This window comes from Nonomuraea sp. NPDC049714 (genome assembly GCF_044465295.1).
GTDB lineage: Bacteria > Actinomycetota > Actinomycetes > Streptosporangiales > Streptosporangiaceae > Nonomuraea.
In genome coordinates, this window is record NZ_JBITLM010000011.1 from 137,451 (window position 1) to 156,737 (window position 19,287).

Annotated in this window: 14 protein-coding genes; 8 read left to right on the plus strand and 6 right to left on the minus strand. The window is 69.3% G+C overall.

The features are described from left to right. Positions 1-16 precede the first annotated feature (16 nt). Positions 17-2,224, minus strand: coding sequence for a SulP family inorganic anion transporter (locus ACIBQX_RS35855; RefSeq protein WP_397012505.1), 2,208 nt, complete (start codon positions 2,222-2,224; stop codon positions 17-19). A 174-nt stretch (positions 2,225-2,398) separates the two neighbouring features. Here ACIBQX_RS35855 and ACIBQX_RS35860 point away from each other — a divergent pair, with 174 nt between their 5' ends. Continuing rightward, on the plus strand, positions 2,399-2,728 hold the full coding sequence (locus ACIBQX_RS35860; protein ID WP_397012507.1) for a hypothetical protein: 330 nt from the start codon (positions 2,399-2,401) through the stop codon (positions 2,726-2,728). Here ACIBQX_RS35860 and ACIBQX_RS35865 read toward each other — a convergent pair. Together ACIBQX_RS35865 and ACIBQX_RS35870 are read right to left on the minus strand one after the other, a co-directional pair. After that, the gene (locus tag ACIBQX_RS35865; RefSeq protein ID WP_397012509.1) at positions 2,711-3,814 is read right to left on the minus strand and encodes a cytochrome P450; all 1,104 of its coding nucleotides are present in this window, start codon (positions 3,812-3,814) and stop codon (positions 2,711-2,713) included. The genes ACIBQX_RS35860 and ACIBQX_RS35865 overlap by 18 nt on opposite strands. Before the next feature lie 138 nt (positions 3,815-3,952). Further along, positions 3,953-5,413, minus strand: coding sequence for an MFS transporter (locus ACIBQX_RS35870; RefSeq protein ID WP_397012511.1), 1,461 nt, complete (start codon positions 5,411-5,413; stop codon positions 3,953-3,955). 222 nt (positions 5,414-5,635) lie between these two features. Between ACIBQX_RS35870 and ACIBQX_RS35875 the strand changes: the two genes are divergently transcribed. Continuing rightward, on the plus strand, positions 5,636-6,211 hold the full coding sequence (locus ACIBQX_RS35875; protein ID WP_397012513.1) for a TetR/AcrR family transcriptional regulator: 576 nt from the start codon (positions 5,636-5,638) through the stop codon (positions 6,209-6,211). Between the two features lie 36 nt (positions 6,212-6,247). Then, a complete protein-coding gene (locus ACIBQX_RS35880) occupies positions 6,248-6,769 on the plus strand; it encodes an amidase family protein (protein WP_397012515.1) in 522 nt (173 codons plus the stop codon). Here the strand turns inward: ACIBQX_RS35880 and ACIBQX_RS35885 are convergent. Next, positions 6,723-9,539: an AbfB domain-containing protein gene (locus tag ACIBQX_RS35885; protein WP_397012517.1), complete on the minus strand. Its 2,817-nt coding sequence runs from the start codon at positions 9,537-9,539 to the stop codon at positions 6,723-6,725. The genes ACIBQX_RS35880 and ACIBQX_RS35885 overlap by 47 nt on opposite strands. 1,547 nt (positions 9,540-11,086) lie before the next feature. Between ACIBQX_RS35885 and ACIBQX_RS35890 the strand changes: the two genes are divergently transcribed. After that, positions 11,087-13,864: a PQQ-dependent sugar dehydrogenase gene (locus ACIBQX_RS35890; protein ID WP_397012519.1), complete on the plus strand. Its 2,778-nt coding sequence runs from the start codon at positions 11,087-11,089 to the stop codon at positions 13,862-13,864. Between the two features lie 51 nt (positions 13,865-13,915). Continuing rightward, positions 13,916-15,985 (plus strand): ThuA domain-containing protein, encoded by a 2,070-nt coding sequence (locus tag ACIBQX_RS35895; RefSeq protein WP_397012521.1) that lies wholly within the window; start codon positions 13,916-13,918, stop codon positions 15,983-15,985. Between the two features lie 124 nt (positions 15,986-16,109). On the opposite strand, the gene ACIBQX_RS35900 is transcribed toward ACIBQX_RS35895, so the two are convergent. Continuing rightward, complete coding sequence (locus ACIBQX_RS35900) at positions 16,110-16,532, minus strand: MarR family winged helix-turn-helix transcriptional regulator (protein WP_397012523.1); 423 nt, start codon at positions 16,530-16,532, stop codon at positions 16,110-16,112. 93 nt (positions 16,533-16,625) lie between these two features. On the opposite strand from ACIBQX_RS35900, the gene ACIBQX_RS35905 reads away from it, so the two are divergent. Continuing rightward, positions 16,626-17,240, plus strand: coding sequence for an NAD(P)-dependent oxidoreductase (locus ACIBQX_RS35905; protein ID WP_397012525.1), 615 nt, complete (start codon positions 16,626-16,628; stop codon positions 17,238-17,240). Further along, entirely contained in the window at positions 17,237-18,163 is a 927-nt protein-coding gene (locus ACIBQX_RS35910) for an SDR family oxidoreductase (RefSeq protein WP_397012527.1), read from the plus strand. The genes ACIBQX_RS35905 and ACIBQX_RS35910 overlap by 4 nt, the downstream gene beginning before the upstream one ends. 143 nt (positions 18,164-18,306) lie before the next feature. Here the strand turns inward: ACIBQX_RS35910 and ACIBQX_RS35915 are convergent, their stop codons facing one another. Then, positions 18,307-18,684: a hypothetical protein gene (locus ACIBQX_RS35915; RefSeq protein WP_397012529.1), complete on the minus strand. Its 378-nt coding sequence runs from the start codon at positions 18,682-18,684 to the stop codon at positions 18,307-18,309. Positions 18,685-18,798: 114 nt separating this feature from the next. On the opposite strand from ACIBQX_RS35915, the gene ACIBQX_RS35920 reads away from it, so the two are divergent. Then, a complete protein-coding gene (locus ACIBQX_RS35920) occupies positions 18,799-19,284 on the plus strand; it encodes a hypothetical protein (protein WP_397012531.1) in 486 nt (161 codons plus the stop codon). Positions 19,285-19,287 lie beyond the last annotated feature (3 nt).

Consider the following 19,287-nt stretch of genomic DNA (forward strand, 5'->3'; position numbering starts at 1 on the left):
CGGGCATGATCGCTGTTCATGGCGTTGCCGCTGCTTCATCTGATCGTCGTTCGGCTCGGTGGCGGGTAGCGGGCCGATCCCCGCCCGGATGTCCAGGCCCGGTGGGCGTGACCACGTGCACCCGTGCGGATGAGATGTCGAAGTACAGACCTACCAGCTTCAGCGTCCCGGCATCGACCTGCTCGTTCACCCTGCGGTAGGTCTTCAGGTTGTCGAGCTGCTGCTGGACGTTCAGCCGGCACAGCCTGTCGAGCGCGTCCTCCGGGCGCTCGTCACCGAGCCTGCTCAAGCTCGCGTCACCGTGCCGCAGCCAGCGCTGCAACGGGGGCAGGTCGGCCGTGGTCGCGGGGCCGCCGAGCAGGGCGGCCATCGCGCCGCAGCCGGAGTGGCCGCAGACCGTAATGGTGTGGACGTCGAGGACGCGGGTGGCGTACTCGATGGCGGCGGCCACCGAGTCGTCTCCGGGGTCCGCGCCCGCGCACGGCACCAGGTTGCCGACGTTGCGCACGGTGAACAGGTCGCCGGGGCCGCTGGAGGTGATCAGGCTGGGCATGATCCTGGAGTCGGCGCAGGTGATGAACAGGTGAGTGGGCTGCTGCCCGGCGGCCAGCTCGGCGAAGATAGGCCGCATCAGCGGCGCCGTACGGCGGTGGAACTCATCAGCGCCCTGGGCGAGCCGGCACTCGACGACGGTCGCGGCGGCGTCCTGGCGCCCGCGGTAGGTCCACGGCAGCCACCAGCGTCCGGCCGGCTTGGGCGGGCTCTTGGCGGGGGACATGCGGGCACCGCTGGCGGCCAGCGCGTACCACTCGTCGTGGAGTTCGTCGATGGTGACCGTACCGCCCAGCTGCTCGTGGTCCTGCCGCCAGTTGTGCAGAGCCTCGAAGGCGGCGTTGTCCATGAAATCGATGTTCAGGTCGAGGTCCACGGTGGCTCCGGCCGGGATGGCGCGCAGTTCCTGGGTCAGGCGGGGCACGCCGAGGAAGGTGAGCGAGCCGGAGACCGTGGTGTGCAGGCGTCCATCGGGCTCCTCGCGCTTGTCGACGGTCACCCGGGTCAGCCGTCTCAGTGCCAGCAGCGCGGCCAGGGCGAGCCCGGCCAGCACGCCCTCGGCCAGGCCGATGAGGATCACGCCGGCCATGGTCACCGCGTAGACGGGGACCTCGTTGTGGCCGTGTACCTTCCTGATGTGGCCGAGGCTGATCGTCCGGATGCCGATGAAGACCAGCAGGGCCGCCAGCGCTTCCATCGGGATGTAGTGGATCGTTCCGCCCAGGAAGAGCGCGAACAGCAGGACCCAGACACCGTGCAGGATGGCCGACCAGTGGCTGCGCGCGCCCGCGCGGATGTTGGTGGTACTGCGGACGATCACGCCGGCCACCGGAAGCCCGCCGAGGAAGCCGCTGACCACGTTGGCCACGCCCTGCCCGGACAGCTCGCGGTCCAGGTCGGCGCGGCGGCCGGGGTGCATGCTGTCAGTGGCCACGCAGCACAGCAGCGATTCCGCCCCGGCAAGCAGTGCGATCAGCAGCGCCGCACCGGCGACGTGGTGCCAGTCGCCCTGCGGCAGCTGCGGCGGCGCCCACGCGGTGATCGCGCCGGACAGGTCGATGCGGGTGACGTTCCAGCCGAACACCCATGCGGTGCCGGCGGCCACGAGCAGCGCCGCCAGAGGCGCCGGAACTGCTTTGACGTGCTTGGGCAGCCGGCCCCAGAGCAGCAGGACGGTGACGGTGAGCACGCCGACCATGACTTTGTGGCCGTGCAGGTCGAGGATCTGGCCGGGCAGCTGAGTCAGGTTGGCCAGTGCCGAGTGCTGAGGGCGGCCGCCCAGCACCACGTGCAGCTGGGCCAGCGCGATGATGATGCCGACGCCGGCCAGCATGCCGTGGACGACCGCGGGCGAGACGGCCAGCGCGGCGCGCGCTGCCTTGAACACGCCGAGCACCAGCTGCACGGCCCCGGCCAGGATGGTGATGGCGCAGGTGGCGCGCCAGCCGTAGGTGTGCACCAGGCCGGCGATGACCACGGTCAGGCTCGCCGTCGGACCGCTCACCTGGACGGGCGAGCCGCCCAGCCAACCGGCGACGATGCCGCCCACGGCGGCGGCGACCAGGCCCGCCGCCAGCGGGGCCCCGGCTGCCAGGGCGATGCCCAGCGACAGGGGCACCGCGATGAGGACCACGACCAGCGAAGCCGGCAAGTCATACCTGAGAGTGCCCATAATACTACTCTGAGTAGTTGTATTCATGTGGCACACCCTAAGGCCCGCCCCGGTATGGGAGTGCCTTGCCGGCGTCGCCGGCCGGCAGGGTGGCGGTGGACCGGAGCGATGGCGTAGCGGTGGGTCGGTCGTTCCACTCGTGGGAGCTCGAAGGCCGAGGGAGCGGTGCGGCCTGTGCCGATTGTGATGATCGGTGTATTCGTCCAGCACGGTGCGAAGCTGCCGTTCGCCGAAGATCGGCAGTCGGTCGGCGCACTCCGCGCGCGGTGCGGACCCATCGCTCGCGCGAACGCGTTCGCGCGAGCGATGGGGCGGGATCTTCAGCACGTGAACGTCGTCGCCTGCGAAGATTTCATCGAAGCCGTCGGTGACGCCTTCAGTCTCAACACCGCGATGGGTGCCGCTTCACTGGCCGACCAGACCCCCGCGATAGCCGATGCAGGCGTCTTGGTCGATAGTGATCTTCATGAGATTCTCCTTTGTGATCTACCAGGTGACGGGTAGTTCGCGGACCCCGTAGAAGACCGCGTTCTCCTTGAAGGTCAGCTGTTCCAGCGGTACGGCCAGGGCCAGTGTGGGGATGCGTCGATACAGGGTGCTGTAGACGACTTGCAGTTCCACTCGGGCGAGTGGCTGGCCCAGACACTGGTGGGCGCCGAAACCGAAGGCGACATGGTGGCGGGCCCTGCGGTGGACATCGAGGGTGTCGGGGTCGGGGAAGGCAGAGGGGTCTCGGTTGGCGATGCTCTTCACCGCGATGATGCCGTCGCCTTTGCGGATGAGCCGGCCGCCGATCTCGAGATCTTCCCGCGCGACTCGGCGGGCCTCGGTGTGGGTGATGGACAGATAGCGCAGGAGCTCTTCGACGGCGCCTGCCACCCGTGCGGGGTCGCCGCCATCGCGGACCGCGCTCAACTGGTCCGGGTGCGCCAGCAATGCGGTCGTGCCCAGCGCGATCATGGTCGCGGTGGTGTCGTGCCCGGCCACCAGAAGGAGTTGACCGGCCGTGGCGATCTCACGCCGGGTCATCGCGCCGGTCCGGTACTGCTCGACGGCCAGCCTGCTGAACACGTCGTCGCCCGGCTCGGCATTCTTCTCGTCCACCAACTCCTCCAGGTAGGCGTTCAGTTCCTCGCTGGCGGCCATGGCCTGTTCGGGGTCGGGTTCGTCCATGACGAGCGTGCGGGACACTCGGTGGAAGAGGTCGCGGGCGGTATAGGGCGCGCCCAGCAGTTCGCAGATCACCAGCGAGGGAACCGGCAGCGCGAACGCCTCCACCAGGTCGACCGGATTCGGGCCGGCGAGCATCTCATCGATGAGATCATCAACGATCCGCTGGATCCGGGGCCGCAACGCCTCCATCCTTCTGACCGTGAAGTCCGGGGTCAGGAGCCGTCGCTGGGCGATGTGCTCCGGCGCGTCCATCTGCATCAGCGTCTTCATGTGTGCGTCGCGCGCCTTGCTCACCGCGTTGGTGTGCGGGTAGCCGGGTTGCGCCACGTCGACGCTGACCCGCGGATCGGCGAGCAGCGCACGCACATCCGCATGGCGGGTGACCATCCACGGGGTGCTGCCGTCCCACAGTCTCACTCGTGAAACCGGCGCTTCTTCGAGTCGTCGGCTCAACTCCGGCGACGGATCGAAGGGACACCCCGTCGCGCGGGCCATCGGAAAGGTCGGCATCTCTGGCAGGGCGTCAGTCATGGAAATCTCCTCGCGTCGATACGGTCATCGGGTGATCTCGGGCACGTGGTGACCAGGCGATCCGAAACCCGGGCTGCTCGAACGGTTCGCCGCGCGTGCGGTGACGGCGCCGATCGCGCAGATGATCGCGAAACCGAACAGTACGTACCGTGCCGAGTCGAGCATCGACGGGTCACCGAGGTTGACCAGGGCTCCGGCCACGGCCGTGCCGAACGCGATCGACAGACTCGTCACCGTGGCGATCGCCGCGGCGGCCCTGCGTCCTTCCTCCGGATCCTGGGTGCTGGACATGGCGGCCACGGACAGGTGCGGGTAGGCCAGGCCGATGCCGGAACCCGCGATGAACAACACCGGCACCCAGATGACCACCAGCCAGATCGGCGTGTCCTCGCGCTGCAGCAGCCCCTGGAGGAGGAAGCCGGCCGCCAGGAGCAGCGGGCCGACGATGCGCAAACGGCGTACCGTGCGCTCCCTGGTGGCCGATGAGCTGCCGAGCTGGGTCAGCGACCAGCCGAGCGAGATGGCCGCCCCGAACAGGCCGGCCGCGAGCGGGGGCAGCCCGCCCAACTGCTGGCCGAACAGCGGGACGAACGACTCGACCGCGACGCCGAAGGCCAGGAGCCCGAGCGTCAGGTAGATCCACTTCAGTGGTGAGCCGGCCTGGTAGGTCGTACGCGGGAAGACCCGCAGCTCGCTGCGCCGCTCGTAGGCGACGAAGACAGCCACCAGGAGCAGTGCCACCACGATGCCGCCCACCATCGCCAGGGTGCCGGACAGCACTCCGGCCAGGCTGACAGCCGCGGTGGCCGCCGTGACCAGCAGCAGCGACACGGCCGGGACCGGCGCCCGCGCGTCACTGCGTTCGCCGCGCGGCAGCACCCGGGGCACGACCGCGCAGCACGCCGCCGCGATCACCGCCATCGCCACGAACGCCAGGCGCCACGAGCCGAACTGGGCGAACAGGCCGCCGAGCGCCGGGCCGACAAAGTTGCCGACGCCGTACATCGCCGACATCAGGGCGTTGCCGCGGGTCCACAGTCGGCGCGGCAGGGCCGAGCGGATGACGGCGAACCCCAGCCCGGACAGCACCCCCGCCCCGAATCCCTGGACGCCGCGGCCGGCCAGCAGTACCGGCATCGCCGGGCTCACCGCACAGGCCAGCGAGCCCACCAGGAAGACGGCGAAGCCGAGGCGGTAGGCGCCGACGTTCCCCCACCGGGCCAGGAGCCGGCTGACCAGCATCGTCGCGATCACCATGGCGACGAGGTAGATCGTCATATTCCACGCGTAGAAGCCGGCGCCGCCGATGTCGGCCACGGCGGTCGGCAGCAGGCTAGCGGCCAGATAGATATTGACCGCACCGACGAGCACGCCGCCCGCCAGCACGATCGCCGCTCCGAGATGTTCGGGGCCCAGCAGTTCCCGCCAGGCAGGCGGGGCGGGTGTTGATTCCGCGCCGGGCTGCTCGTTGTTACCAGCACTCATGACTTCAAGACTGTCGTTGAACCGAGCCCGGAGACTTTTCACCGCCTTTCGCGGACGGTTCTGGGCCGGTAGCCGGGAAAGCCTCAAGCCCCGCTCGAACCATGCCGCTCTGCTCGCGTGGTCGGGCTTGCTACGCACTCAATTCCGGCCCACATTCGCTACATGACGTAGCGCTACACCATGTAGCGCTACACCTGTAGCGAATTGAGGGCGCAGCGAACGATGCCGGGACGACCCCGCGACCGTGATCTGGAGCGCCGGCTGCTCGCGGCGGCCTGGGGCATGCTGACCGAGGGCAGCTATGCGGCCCTGACGCTCGCCCAGGTCGCCGCCCGGGCCGGGGCGCACCGCAGCGATGTCTACCGGCGCTGGCCCACCAAGACCCGCCTGGTCGCCGACACCCTGGCCGCACACCTGCCGCCGGTGTCGGACGTCGACACCGGCTCGCTCCTCTCCGACATCCGGGTGTACGTCGACGACCTCGCCCGGTCGTGGTCGGCACCCTGGATGGACAGCCTGGTCGGCTGGCTTGCCGATCTGGCCGAGGACGCCGACGCCGAGGCCGTCTTCCGCACCGTGAGCCTGGATCGAGGACGCTCGCTACGGTTGGCCCTGGGCCGGGCCGTCGAACGTGGCGAGATCGCGGAGCTGCCGGACCCTCAGCTGGTCAGCGGTCTGCTCGAAGGACCGCTGATGCACTGCCGGATCATCGGGCGTCGTCCCCCGTCAGCCGGCTTCCTCGACGCCGTGGCGAGCTCGGCATACCGGGTCATCGTGGCCCCGGCGGCAGCGCGATGAGCCGGCTGCACGACCTGTCCGCCGCCGAACAGCTGCGTGCCCTGCGCAGCCACGACATCACAGCGGGAGCTGACCGAGCACTACCTGGACCGGATCGCCGAGCTCGACGGCGAGCTCGGTGCGTTCGTCACCGTCGACCCCGAGCTCGCCCTCCGCGAGGCCGACCGGGCCGACGAGCAGTTGGCTCGAAACGAGCACACCCCGCTCGGTGGGATCCCGGTCGGCATCAAGGACCTCCACGCGACCGCCGGGCTCGCCACGTCCTACGGTTCCGCACCCCTGGCCGGGCACGTGCCCACCGAAGACGGGCTGATCCGGCGCGCGGGGGCCGTCGTACTCGGGAAGACGAACGCGCCGGAGTTCGGCGTGGCCTGCTACATCCCTCCCGGTGGCCCACGCGAGCGACGGGGTCGTGCTGATCCGCTGGGACGAACGCCGGAGACACCACGACGCGAGAGCGATCGAGAGCCGCTCATCTTGAACGGCTCTCGACCGGCGCCGGTTCATCGCGTCATGGCGTCCAGGGTGTGGTCAGGTTCCAGGTGCTGTCCGCTGTGAGCATCTGGGGACGGTTCCACGTGCCCCCGGTGCCGTTCGCCGACCACACCTGGCTGTCGTAGTGCCGCAGGTACGAGCCGGGGAAGTTGATCGATTCCAGCGTGACACCGCCGCCCTGCAGGCCGGGCCGGGCGCACCATGTCGCGTCCTGGGCGAACAGCGGGCTCCCGTCGTTCGGGTCCATGCGGACGCGTGAGGCGGCGTGGCGGAGGTATCGTCCCGGGAAGTTGACCGACTCGAAGGTGTAGCAGCCGGAGTCCGCCAGGCCGCGGCGGACGGTCCACGTGGCGTCGTTCTTCAGCAGCGCGGCGCTGCCGGCGTCGACGACCTCCGTGGCGGCCAGGCTGTCGGCGTGCCGCAGGTACCGGTTGGTGAAGCCCCGGGTCTGCACCTGCAGCGACCGGCGAACGTCCACCGGCAGGACGACACCGCTGCGCCACAACGCGGCGCCGCTCACGTCCCAGGTGGCGTCGGCGTCGAAGGTGGCGCCGCCGTCGAACGGGTTGGGACCGCTGGGCCGGGCCAGGTAGACGTTGTCGGAGTGGTGCCGCAGGAAGGCGCCGGGGAAGTTGGCCGACTCGAACGACGTGCCGCTCCCGGACCGTCCGGGACGGGCGCACCAGGTGGCGTCCGCCGCGAACGGGCCTCCGGCGTCGGCGTCGATGCGCACCACCGAGTTGGCATGCCGCAGGTAGCGGCCCGGAAGGTTGACCGACTCGAACGAGTAGCAGCGCGGGTCCGCCAGGCCGGGTACCGTGCGGAACGACGCGTCCTGGCGGGCGAGGTCCGGGCTCGTCGTGCCGATCACGTCCGTACGGGCGACGGAGTTCGCGTGGCGCAGGTACCGGTCGGTGGAGCCGGAGGTCGTCGAGCGGAACGACCGGACGTGGCCCGGCATCAGGTTCGGCGCCGCGTTCTGGTTCCTGGCCGTGGCCAGCAGATTCTGATGTGCGGCGCGCACCTGGTTCGTGTCGACCTTCTGCACCCGGCGGTCGTAGGTCATGAGGCCGTTGTACTCACCCTCCAGGTCGGTGATCTCGGTGTACACCGACCCGCTCAGGCCCTTCTTGGCGACCAGTTGCTGCAGATCACGCACCATGCCGGTGTAGCGGTCGTTGAGCTGGGCGGCGCTGGCCTGCTGCTCGTAGGCGAAGAAGCCGCCGTGCGGGCTGTACTCGTGACCCGGCGTACGCAGGCCAAGCCCGCCGAACTCGCCCAGGATCGAGATCCGGGTCGCGGACGGCGACGGCGCGTCGGGACCGGGGTACACATGCCAGTCGGCCATGTCGCCGTTGCCCGGGTCGCCCAGGGAGTCGCAGCAGTTGAAGCCGCTGTGCCCGTTGACCAGCCGGGTCGGGTCCTGGCTCTTGACGTTCTGGATGACGCGGCGGGTGTCGGCGAGGTTCCACTCGCCCCACCCCTCGTTGAACGGGACGTAGGCGACGACCGCCGGCGAACTGCGGTGCTCGTCCACGATCTCCCGCGCCTCGGTCTCGAACTGCTGGGCGTGGGCGGCCGAGATGTCGCGGCTGAAGGCCTGCATCGACGGCACGTCCTGCCACACGAGCAGGCCGAGCCGGTCGGCGTGGTAATACCACCGCTGGGGCTCCACCTTGATGTGCTTGCGCACCATGTTGAAGCCGAGCTCCTTGTGCTTCTGCAGGTCGAAGGCGAGCGCGGCGTCGGTGGGCGCGGTGTAGAGGCCGTCGGGCCAGTAGCCCTGGTCGAGGGTGCCGAGGTGGTAGACGAACTCGCCGTTGAGCGTCGGCCGCAGCACCCCGTTGACGACGCGGGTGCCGACCTCGCGCATGCCGAAGTAGTGCGTGGTCTGGTCGACCGTCTGACCGGAGCCGTTGCGCAGCGAGACGCGCAGGTTGTACAGGAACGGGTCGTCCGGGGTCCAGCGGCGGGCGTTCGGCACCGGCACGCTGAAGTCGGTGAACCCGCCGGTCGCGGTGCCGACGACGGTCGTGCCGTTCATCGCTTCGGCCAGGACGGAGTGGCCGCTGACGTTGCCCCGGGTGAAGACGCGTACCCGCAGGGTGTTGTCGCTCAGGTTCGGGTACGTGTCCACGCTGTAGATCGAGGACGTGGGCGTCGGCTCCAGCCACACGGTCTGCCAGATCCCGGACACGGGGGTGTAGAAGATGGCCGACGGGCTGCGGGTCTGCTTGCCGATGGCCGGGTGGCTGCCGTTGTGGCCGGAGTCGGTGGGGTCGTAGACCTTGACGATCAGCTCGTTGGTGCCGCCGTTGAGCGCGTCGGTGACGTCGTACTCGAAGCGGTCGTACCCGCCGCGGTGGGTGCCCATCAGGCGGCCGTTGACGTACACGGCCGCCTCCCAGTCGACGGCGCCGAAGTGCAGCTGCATGCGGCGGCCGGCCCAGTTCTGGGGCACCGTGAACGTCCGGCGGTAGAAGAGGTAGTAGCGGTTGTCGTTGATGGGGCGCATGACGCCCGACAGCGCCGACTCGACGGGGAACGGCACGTTGACGCGCTCCGGCAGCGTGACGCCGAACTGCGGCGCGTCGTTCGTCGCCGACTGCCGCAGCTGCCATTCGCCGTTGAGGTTCATCCAGTCGGGGCGGGTCATCTGGGGCCGGGGGTACTCGGGGAGGGGAGTTCCGTCGAGTGCCTGGCTCGTCCACGGCGTCGACAGGGGCGGGGTCTTCGCCGGCGCCGCGTGCGCGGGCGGCACGACGAATAACGCCGAGACGAGGATGGCCACGAGCACCGATGCTGCGGCGCGTATCGGAATGAGTGTCTGCATGGACCTCTCCGTTGGGGGGTGGAAGCGCATGGCCGACGTGGTGGCGATCGTGAGGTGCCGCGAGCGGCACTTTTCGCCACTGAAACTCCAGGTACGGAATCACGGTGGTGCCCGGGCGCCGGACGGCGGTGTCGTCGCGGGCACATCGGCGTGATGTCAGCTGACGGTCGACGTCGAGGCGGGAAGTGCCGTCGGCGTTCGGAAAGCTCTTCCTTTGCCGATGTGAGAGTGGTGCCGGGGCCTGGTTCGGTGGAGCGTTGGCAGGGCCGAGACGCCGATCGCGTCAGGTGCCTGCTTCTTCGCCGGTGCGTGCCGTGGCGGTCAGGCCGGCGTGACCAGTGCGGCCGCTCGCATGGAGCGGCTGATCGAAAGGGGCATCTGTTCTCCTGAGGTGAACCAGGACAATCTGAAGGTGATCAAAGAGTGATACGACCACATAACAAGCCGGTAACACTACTGTCGCGCGCCGATCACATTTCACACTAGAACGATCAAAAATGGTCCCATACCGATCTGTAGTAGTCAGGTAGGGGCGCATCACATGCGGCTTCGCCGCTTCTGTCGAGGTCAGGTGCATGGACGTCATGGACCGCCGTCCCGCCGGCACTTTCCATGCAGGTCCGTCGCGACCGAATCTGATCGGCCCTGCTCTGAAGAGCTGCAACATTGCGGTACGACGGTCCGCATGCGGTCGGTGCACTCGGCCTGTACGGTCCGCACCCATCGCTCGGCGTAGCAGTCGGGCCGCCGCGCGTCGGGGCCGCTCATGTCCGCCGCCAGGACGGGACGGGGCCACGGGTGAGAACTGCGGGACATCACATCCGTCATCGCCCAGTGCACCCGCGATTCGAAACTGGACGGCAGGTGCTCGCAGCTCGGAACTGGCCGGCAGGTGCTCGCAGTCGCGGACCAGACGGCGATGGGGCATCAAGATGCCGATCATCGCCTGGGTTGGGAAACGAGCCCCTTGTCCGGACGCGGAAATGCTCCGCCGCCCAGACATGCTGCCCGGGTGGCACTCGCGGACCCGCCCCGCCTCGGCGCGACGGGACGAACCGGCGACCGGACCGAAGGGAACCGGGCGGCGGAATAACAACGGGCGCCCCGAGAGCTGGGGCGATCCTTTTCCACCGGTCGGTGAGGGAGACCTGCTGACCGCCGCAGGCTTCTTACCCGACCATAAGTGAGCCTTTCGGATGATTTCCGACCTATTAGGCCGATATTTCGGCATGGTAGAACGAAGTTGTTTCGATCGTCAAGCAAAAGCCCCTACCTGAATCGCCGTATCTGTCTTCCGGTGATCATGGAAATGGGAGCGGTCACGTGTCTTGACGCCCGCCGATCCGCGTGACACGTTGACGTCACCTCAGCTGACGGCGGTGGCACGCCGGGACATAGCACATCCATCGACGCGGTCGGCGCACGCGTCCCCCTGACCCACCCCCCTCGGCCCGAGCGTTTGCGCCCGCACTGCGCTTCCGCCTGGCGCCACACCGTCAGGAAGGGACATCTCCTCCATGCCAGTCTCGAAGCCCTCAGGCTTACGCATGCGAGTCGCCGCCGTGCTCACGCTGGTGGCCGCCTCGCTCACCGTGATCGCCGGCCCCGCCCAGGCTCATCCCATCAACGCGGCCGACTTCCAGCAGGTGACCCTCGCCAAGGGGGTAGCCGAGATGGGCGAGCCGATGTCGCTCGCGGTGCTCCCCGACCGGTCGGTGCTGCACACCGCCCGCGACGGCACGCTGCGGCGCACCGACACCGCCGGCAACACCTCCGTCATCGCCACCATTCCCGTGTACACCCACGATGAGGAGGGCCTGCAGGGCGTCGGCGTCGATCCCGGATTCGCCTCGAACCGGCACATCTACCTCTACTACGCCCCTCCGCTGTCCACGCCGGCAGGCGACGCCCCCACCACGGGTACGGACTGGACCGCGTGGAAGGGCGTCAACCGGCTGGCCAGGTTCACGCTCAACGCCGATCACACCGTGAACATGGCCAGCCAGGTGACCGTGCTGGACGTGCCCGCCGACCGGGGCATCTGCTGCCACGTCGGGGGTGACATCGACTTCGACGCGGCGGGCAACCTCTACCTGTCCACCGGGGACGACACCAACCCGTTCGCCTCCGCCGGATACTCGCCCATCGACGAGCGCGCGAACCAGAACCCGGCCTACGACGCGCAGCGCAGCTCGGCCAACACCAACGACCTGCGGGGTAAGATCCTCAGGATCAAGGTGAACGCGAACGGCACGTACGCGATCCCGTCCGGCAACCTCTTCGCGCCCGGAACCACGGGAACCCGCCCGGAGATCTACGCGATGGGCTTCCGCAACCCGTTCCGCATGAGCGTGGACAAGGCCACGGGCGCCGTGTACGTCGGCGACTACGGTCCGGACGCCGGCTCGTCCAGCGCCACCCGGGGCCCGAGCGGCCAGGTGGAGTTCGACCGGATCACCGCGCCGGGCAACTACGGCTGGCCGTACTGCACGGGGACCAACACTTCGGCGGAGACCTACAACGAGTGGGACTTCGCGACGAACACCAGCGGGGCCAAGTACAACTGCGCGGGCGGGCCGACGAACAACTCCTTCCGCAACACCGGCCTGACGACCCTTCCGGCGGCCAAGCCCGCCTGGATCCGGTACGCGGGTGACGCGGGCAGCCCGCCGGAGTTCGGCGGCGGCTCCGAGTCGCCGATGGCCGGCCCGGTCTACCGCTACAACGCCGCGAACCCGTCGGCCACCAAGTTCCCGCAGAGCTTCGAAGGGCACTTCTTCGCCGGCGAGTTCGGCCGCGGCTGGATCAAGCCGATCCACGTCGCCGCCGACGGCTCGCCCGGCGAGATCAACACCTTCCCATGGGCAGGCAAACAGGTCATGGACCAGGCCTTCGGCCCGGACGGCTCCCTGTATGTCCTGGACTACGGCACCGGCTACTTCAGCGGCGACGTCAACTCGGCCCTCTACAGGTTCGACTACATCGCGGGCGGCAACCGCGCTCCCGTCGCGGTCGCCAGCGCCACGCCGACCTCCGGTCAGGCGCCCCTGACGGTGGCGTTCTCCTCGGCGGGCACGAGCGATCCCGACGGTGACGCGATCACGTACGCGTGGACGTTCGGCGACGGCGGCACCTCGACGGCGGCCAACCCGACGCACACCTACACCGCGAACGGCACCTACACGGCGACCCTGACGGTACGCGACTCCACGGGGGCCACGGGCAGCGCGAACGCGATGGTGGGCGTGGGCAACACCGCCCCGGCCGTCACCGTGACCAATCCCGCGAACGGGCAGCTGTTCGCCTTCGGCGACGTGGTCCCGTTCCAGATCTCGGCCTCCGACCCGGAGGACGGCGCGGCCGACTGCGCCCGCGCGAAGATGACCTACGTGCTCGGGCACGACAGCCACGGCCATCAGATCACCTCGCAGAACGGCTGCTCGGGAGCGATCCTCGTCCCCGTGGACGGCGAGCACGACGAGGCCGCCAACATCTTCGCGGTCTTCGACGCCGAATACGCCGACAGTGCCGGACTCACCACCCACGAGCAGGTCATCCTCCAGCCCAAGCACCGGCAGGCCGAGCACTACAAGACGTCCTCCGGCGTCTCGCTGATCACCAAGTCCGGCGCGGAGGGCGGCGCGACCGTCGGTGACGTCCACAACGGCGACTGGATCTCCTTCGACCCTTACAAGATCAGCAATGTGAAGACGTTCTCCGCCCGCGTCTCCTCCGGCGGCCTGGGCGGCACGCTGCAGATCCGGGCGGGTTCCGCGACCGGCGCGGTGCTCGGCTCGGCGACGGTGCCGGTGACCGGCGGGTGGGCGAACTTCGTCCAGGTGACCGGCGCGATCTCCAGCCCTCCCGCGGGGACCACCTCCCTCTACCTCACCTTCGCCGGTGGAACCGGCGGAGCGCTGTTCGACGTGGACGCCTTCACCCTCGTCACGGGCGGCCCGGTGGTGGGGCTGGCGGGCAAGTGCCTGGACGTGCGCGGCGGCACGAGCGCCGACGGCACACAGGTGCAGCTCTACACCTGCAACGCGAGCGCGGCGCAGAGCTGGACCCGGGACGGCGGCACCCTGCGCGCCCTGGGCAAGTGCCTGGACGTGGCCGGGGCCGGCACCACCGACGGCACCAAGATCCAGCTCTACACCTGCAACGGAAGCGGCGCCCAGACCTGGACCCCGCAGACCGACGGCACCATCCTCAATCCCAGCTCCGGCAAGTGCCTGGACGTCAGCGGCGTGAACCCGGCCGACAGCACACCCGTACACCTGTGGACCTGCCACACCGGCGCCAACCAGAAATGGACCCTCACCTAGCGACCCGGCGGGGACGCGTCAGGCGTCCCCGCTCCCCCAAGGGAGCGTGACATGGGCAGAATTCTTCGCACAGCCGTCGTCGCCGCAGTAGTGCTCGGGTGCTCCGTACCCGCGGGCCCGGCAGTCGCCGCCGACACCCCCTTCGACGTGCTCGTCTTCTCCAAGACGGCGGGCTTCAGACACGACGCCATCCCGGCGGGCGTCCAGGCGATCCGCGACCTGGGCGCGGCGAACGGCTTCTCGGTCACCGCGACCGAGGACGCCGGGGCCTTCACCGCCTCGAACCTCGCCGGATACGAGGCGGTGGTCTTCCTCAACACCACCGGAGACGTGCTCGACAACACCCAGCAGGGTGCCTTCGAGAGCTACATCCGCGGGGGCGGCGGCTTCGCCGGGGTGCATGCCGCCGCCGACACCGAGTACGACTGGCCCTTCTACGGCGAGCTCGTCGGCGCCTACTTCGCCTCCCACCCCGCCATCCAGCAGGCCGCCGTCAAGGTGGAGAACCGGGGGCACGCGGCCACCGCCGCGCTGCCGCAGACCTGGACCCGCACCGACGAGTGGTACAACTACCGCACCAACCCGCGTTCCACGGCACGCGTGCTCGCCACCCTCGACGAGTCGTCGTACTCGGGCGGCAGCATGGGAGCCGACCATCCGCACATCTGGTGCAAGACCTACCAGGGCGGGCGCTCGTTCTACACCGGCGGCGGGCACACCGTGGCCTCCTACACCGACCCCGCCTTCCGCGGCCACCTTCTGGGCGGCATCCGGTACGCCGCCGGCCAAGCCAAGGCCGACTGCCGGCCGGAGTCCGGGTACACCTCCCTCTACAACGGCTCCACCTCCGGCTGGTCGCAGGCCGGACCGGGCTCCTTCAGCAACGCCGACGCCACGCTGACCTCGACCGGCGGCCTCGGCCTGCTCTGGTACAACGTGAAGCAGTTCTCGTCGTACTCGCTGAAGTTCGACTGGCGGATGGCGGGCGACGACAACTCCGGCGTCTTCGTCGGCTTCCCGCCGTCGAGCGATCCCTGGTCGGCCGTGGACAACGGCTACGAGATCCAGATCGACGCGACCGACACCCCCGACCGCACCACCGGCTCCGTCTACGGCTTCAAGGGGCCCGACGCCGCCGCCAGGGACGCGGCGCTGAACCCGCCGCCGGAGTGGAACGCCTACGAGGTCCTCGTCGAGGGCGAACGGCTCCAGGTCTTCCTCAACGGAACCAAGATCAACGACTTCACCAACACCGACCCGGCGCGCGGCCTGGCCGGACACATCGGCATCCAGAACCACGGTGACGGCGACGAGGTGTCGTTCCGCAACATCAGGATCAAGGAGCTGGTCGCCACCGGCGCGGTGCAGGCGGAGTCGTATTCTGCGCAGAGCGGGGTGGCGCCGTTCACCAAGGCGGGGGCGCACAACGGGCAGACGCTCGGCCACATCGACCCCGGTGACTGGGCCGCCTACAACGAGCTCCCGCTGAACGGCGCGACCACGTTCAGGGCGCGCGTGGTCTCGGGCGGGCCGGGCGGCACGATCCAGATCCGTACGGGTTCCGCGACCGGCCCGGTCCTGGGCTCGGTGGCGGTGCCGAACACCGGAAGCTGGACGACCTTCGCGGACGTCTCGACGAGTCTGTCGAACGTCCCGGCCGGCACCGCCAACGTCTATCTGACGTTCACGGGGACCGGCTCCGGGCTGTTCGACGTCGACGACTTCACCTTCGCCAGGTCCTCGGGCTCCGGTCCGGTGGTGGGGCTGGCGGGCAAGTGCCTGGACGTGCGCGGCGGCGCGAGCGCCGACGGCACACAGGTGCAGCTCTACACCTGCAACGCGAGCGCGGCGCAGAGCTGGACCCGGGACGGCGGCACCCTCCGAGCCCTGGGCAAGTGCCTGGACGTGGCCGGCGCCGGCACCGCCGACGGCACCAAGATCCAGCTCTACACGTGCAACGCAAGCGGCGCCCAGACCTGGACCCCGCAGGCCAACGGAACCCTGCTCAACCCGAGCTCCGGCAAATGCCTGGACGTCAGCGGCGTGAACCCGGCCGACAGCACACCCGTACACCTGTGGACCTGCCACACCGGCGCCAACCAGAAATGGACCCTCCCCTAGCCCCGTGCTGATCCGCTGGGGGAACGCCGGAGGCGCCGCGACGCGGGAGTGGTCGAGAGCCGTTCGTCCTGAGCGGCTCTCGACCGCTGCCGGCTCATCGCGTCATGTGGCCGAGCGGTCGTGATCAGTCGCCCATCGCCTTGGACAGCAGGGTGCGCAACGAATGCTGTTCGTCGGGAGCGAGCCGGGCGAGGGGGGAGCCTGCGGTCATGGCCTCGACGAGGCGGCGCCTGGCTTGATGGCCGCTGTCGGTCAGGGCGAGGATCTTGACGCGGCGGTTGGTGGGGTCGACGGTCCTGGTGACCAGGCCGCGTTGTTCCAGCCGGTCGGCCAGAAAGGTGACGGTGGAGGGATCGCAGCGCAGGCCCCGAGCCAATTCGCGCATCGAGGGCGGGGTGCGGGTGCCGCCGAGTTGCCAGATGGCGTTGGCCAGGGCATGGGTGAGGTCGAGCTCGGCGAGGACTTCGGTGATGAGCGCATGGGTGCGCTCGGCCAGGCCCAGGGTGAGATCGATGAGGTCATAGATCGGCGACTCGGCTTCCTCCATGCCTCCAGGATAATAGGAAACTCCAATGGTTGACACATTCAATCTTTGTCTCTGATGATTGGAGCGTCCAACCTTCAGGAGCGAGGAGCAGCCATGAAGATCGCCGTGTTCGGCGCGACGGGTGCCACCGGCCGCCTGGTCCTGGCGCGGGCCCTGGAAGCGGGGCACGAGGTGAGGGCCATGGTCCGCGACAGTGCACGCCTGCCGATCTCGCACGAGCACCTGCACGTCGTCGTCGGCGAGCTGGCCGACCAGGATGCCGTCGACGCCACGGTGAAGGGCTGCGATGCGGTGATCAGCACGCTGGCGGGCTCGGCCGGGACACCGGCATGCACCGACGGGGTCCGTGCGATCCTGGCCGCCATGCGTACGAAGGCCACCTCACGGCTGCTCGTGGTGAGCGCTCACGGGGCGGCCGAAAGCCGTGACTGCTCGCCGTACGTCATCACGCTGCGAACCCTGCTGGGCGGCAGGATGCGCGACAAAGACGCGATGGAGACACTGATCCGCCAAGCGGGCGACATCCGCTGGACGATCGCACGCCCGCCCGCGCTCACCGACGGCCCGCGCACCGGCCGGTATCGCATCGGCACCGAGCTGAAGATCACGCTGACCTCGCGGCTCTCCCGTGCCGACCTGGCCGACTTCCTGGTGCGGGCCGCCGCCGAGGACACCCATGTCGGCCAGGCCCTCAAGGTCGCGGCATGACCGGCCCGTCCCTCGACTCCATGGCGGGCAGGGTCTGCCTGGTCACCGGCGCCGGAGGCGGGATGGGGCAGGTGATCGTCACCGAGCTGGCCCGCCGCGGCGCCACCGTCGTTCTCGTCTGCCGCCGCATGCAGGCGGCCCGCCTGCTGCGCGACCAGGTCACCGCGGCCACCGGCAACACCGATGTGCACGCCATGGCAGCCGACCTGTCCGACCAGCGAGCCATCCGCGAGCTGGCCGCGGCCTTCAGCGAACGCCACGCCCACCTGCATGTGCTCATCAACAACGCCGGAGCGCACTTCCACGACCGCCGGCTCAGCGTCGACGGCATCGAGCTGCACCTGGCGGTCAACCACTTGTCGTGGTTCATGCTGACGAACCTGCTCCTGGACCGGCTGATCGCCGGCGCCCCCGCGCGCGTGGTGAACGTGGCCTCCGACGCCATCTCCGACACCAGGGCCTACCGGATCGGGCCGCGCCGCATGGCCACCATCGATCTGGACGACCTGCAGTCCGAGCGCGCCTACCGGCCCATGCACGCCTACGGCAGTGCCAAGCTCGCCATGGTCATGTGCGGATACGCCCTGGCCAGGCGGCTGAGCGGCACCGGAGTCACCGTCAACGCCCTGCACCCGGGCATCGTGGCCACCGGCATCATCGCCGACAGCGTGCCCCGCGCGCTCAAACCGATCGCCGCACTGGCCCGGCCGTTCCTGCTCACCCCCGCCCAGGGCGCGCGCACCGCCGTACACCTGGCGACCTCGCCCGAGGTCGCGCACGTGAGCGGCGCGTTCTTCGCCGACCTGCGCCCACGCCGCACGCCCGAGCCGTCCTACGACACCGCCGTGCAAGAGCGACTCTGGCAGGCCAGCGCGGTCCTGACCGGCCTCGCCGACCAGGACCACGCCGGCACGACCCCATGACGCATCCGCGCGAGGTCACGAGGGCGAACTCCAATATCACGGAATCTGACCGGTGACAGATGGTGAGCATCGGCGCGCAGGCGCTCGGCGAGCAGACCGAGTGCTGGCGGGGGGCCCATTCTGACCCCGTTAACGGTCGGGGCTCATCCGGTGAAACGGATCGTGGCCCCTTGGCCGGTGATGGCCAGTACGCGGAAAGAGAGGGTGTTCTTGCCGTTGCTGCGCATGTTTCCCCGAGCGCCTTCGCCCAGCGAGGAGGTCAGGCCGGGTGCCCGCACCACGACCATGTCCGCGTTGAAGATGCCGCCGACGAACTCCTTCGACACGTACACCCTCGAGAAGCCGTAGCGCTTCTTGGAGATGCGGAAGCTGACGGAATCGGAGAAGGTGAACTTGCACTTCCCGTCGTAGCAGCCGCGGTAGCTGGGCTGGGCGGTGGCGGCTGCCGGGGCAGCGGCCGCCACAGGCGTCACGACCATGGCGCACGCGAGGGTCAGGGCGGTGATGGTCATCCTGGACATGGTCTTCCCCTTCGAAAGATGTGCGGCCTTTCTATCGGCATCGCGCCGGGAGGGGTCCCGAAGCCTCGGCACGATACTGGGTGGCCGACGTACCGAGCGAGCGAGGGAGACGCGATGCCAGGCAGATCGATCAAGCAGGTGACAGTGATCGGCGCAGTGGCCTTCTCCGGATTCATCGCCGGCTGCGGCTCCGGAGCGGAGCCGACGGCCTCACCCGCCGCCGCCCCGACGAGGTCACCGGCCGCTCCGGCGTCGTCATCCCCTACGGCGAGCTCTCCGCCGGCCACTCCCCTGCCACGGGCGACACCCCTCCCGAAGGCCAAGAACGGCACGAAGCTCCGGGCCTGCCGGGATGCGCGTTGTGAGGTGCTCGTCTCGGACGGCCAGACCATCAAGCTGAACGACACGTGGGGCCTGTGGCCGGTCAAGGTCACCGTCGAGGACGACTCGGTCACCTTCAGCACCGGCACGGCGTCCGGCATGCAGGTGACCATGTCCGAGCAGACGCCGGACCAAGGAGGCCCCAGCACCGTCGACGGCCTCGACTTCGAGGTCCTGGCGGTCCAGGGGAAGAAGGCCGTCATCAGGATCACGCACTAGAAA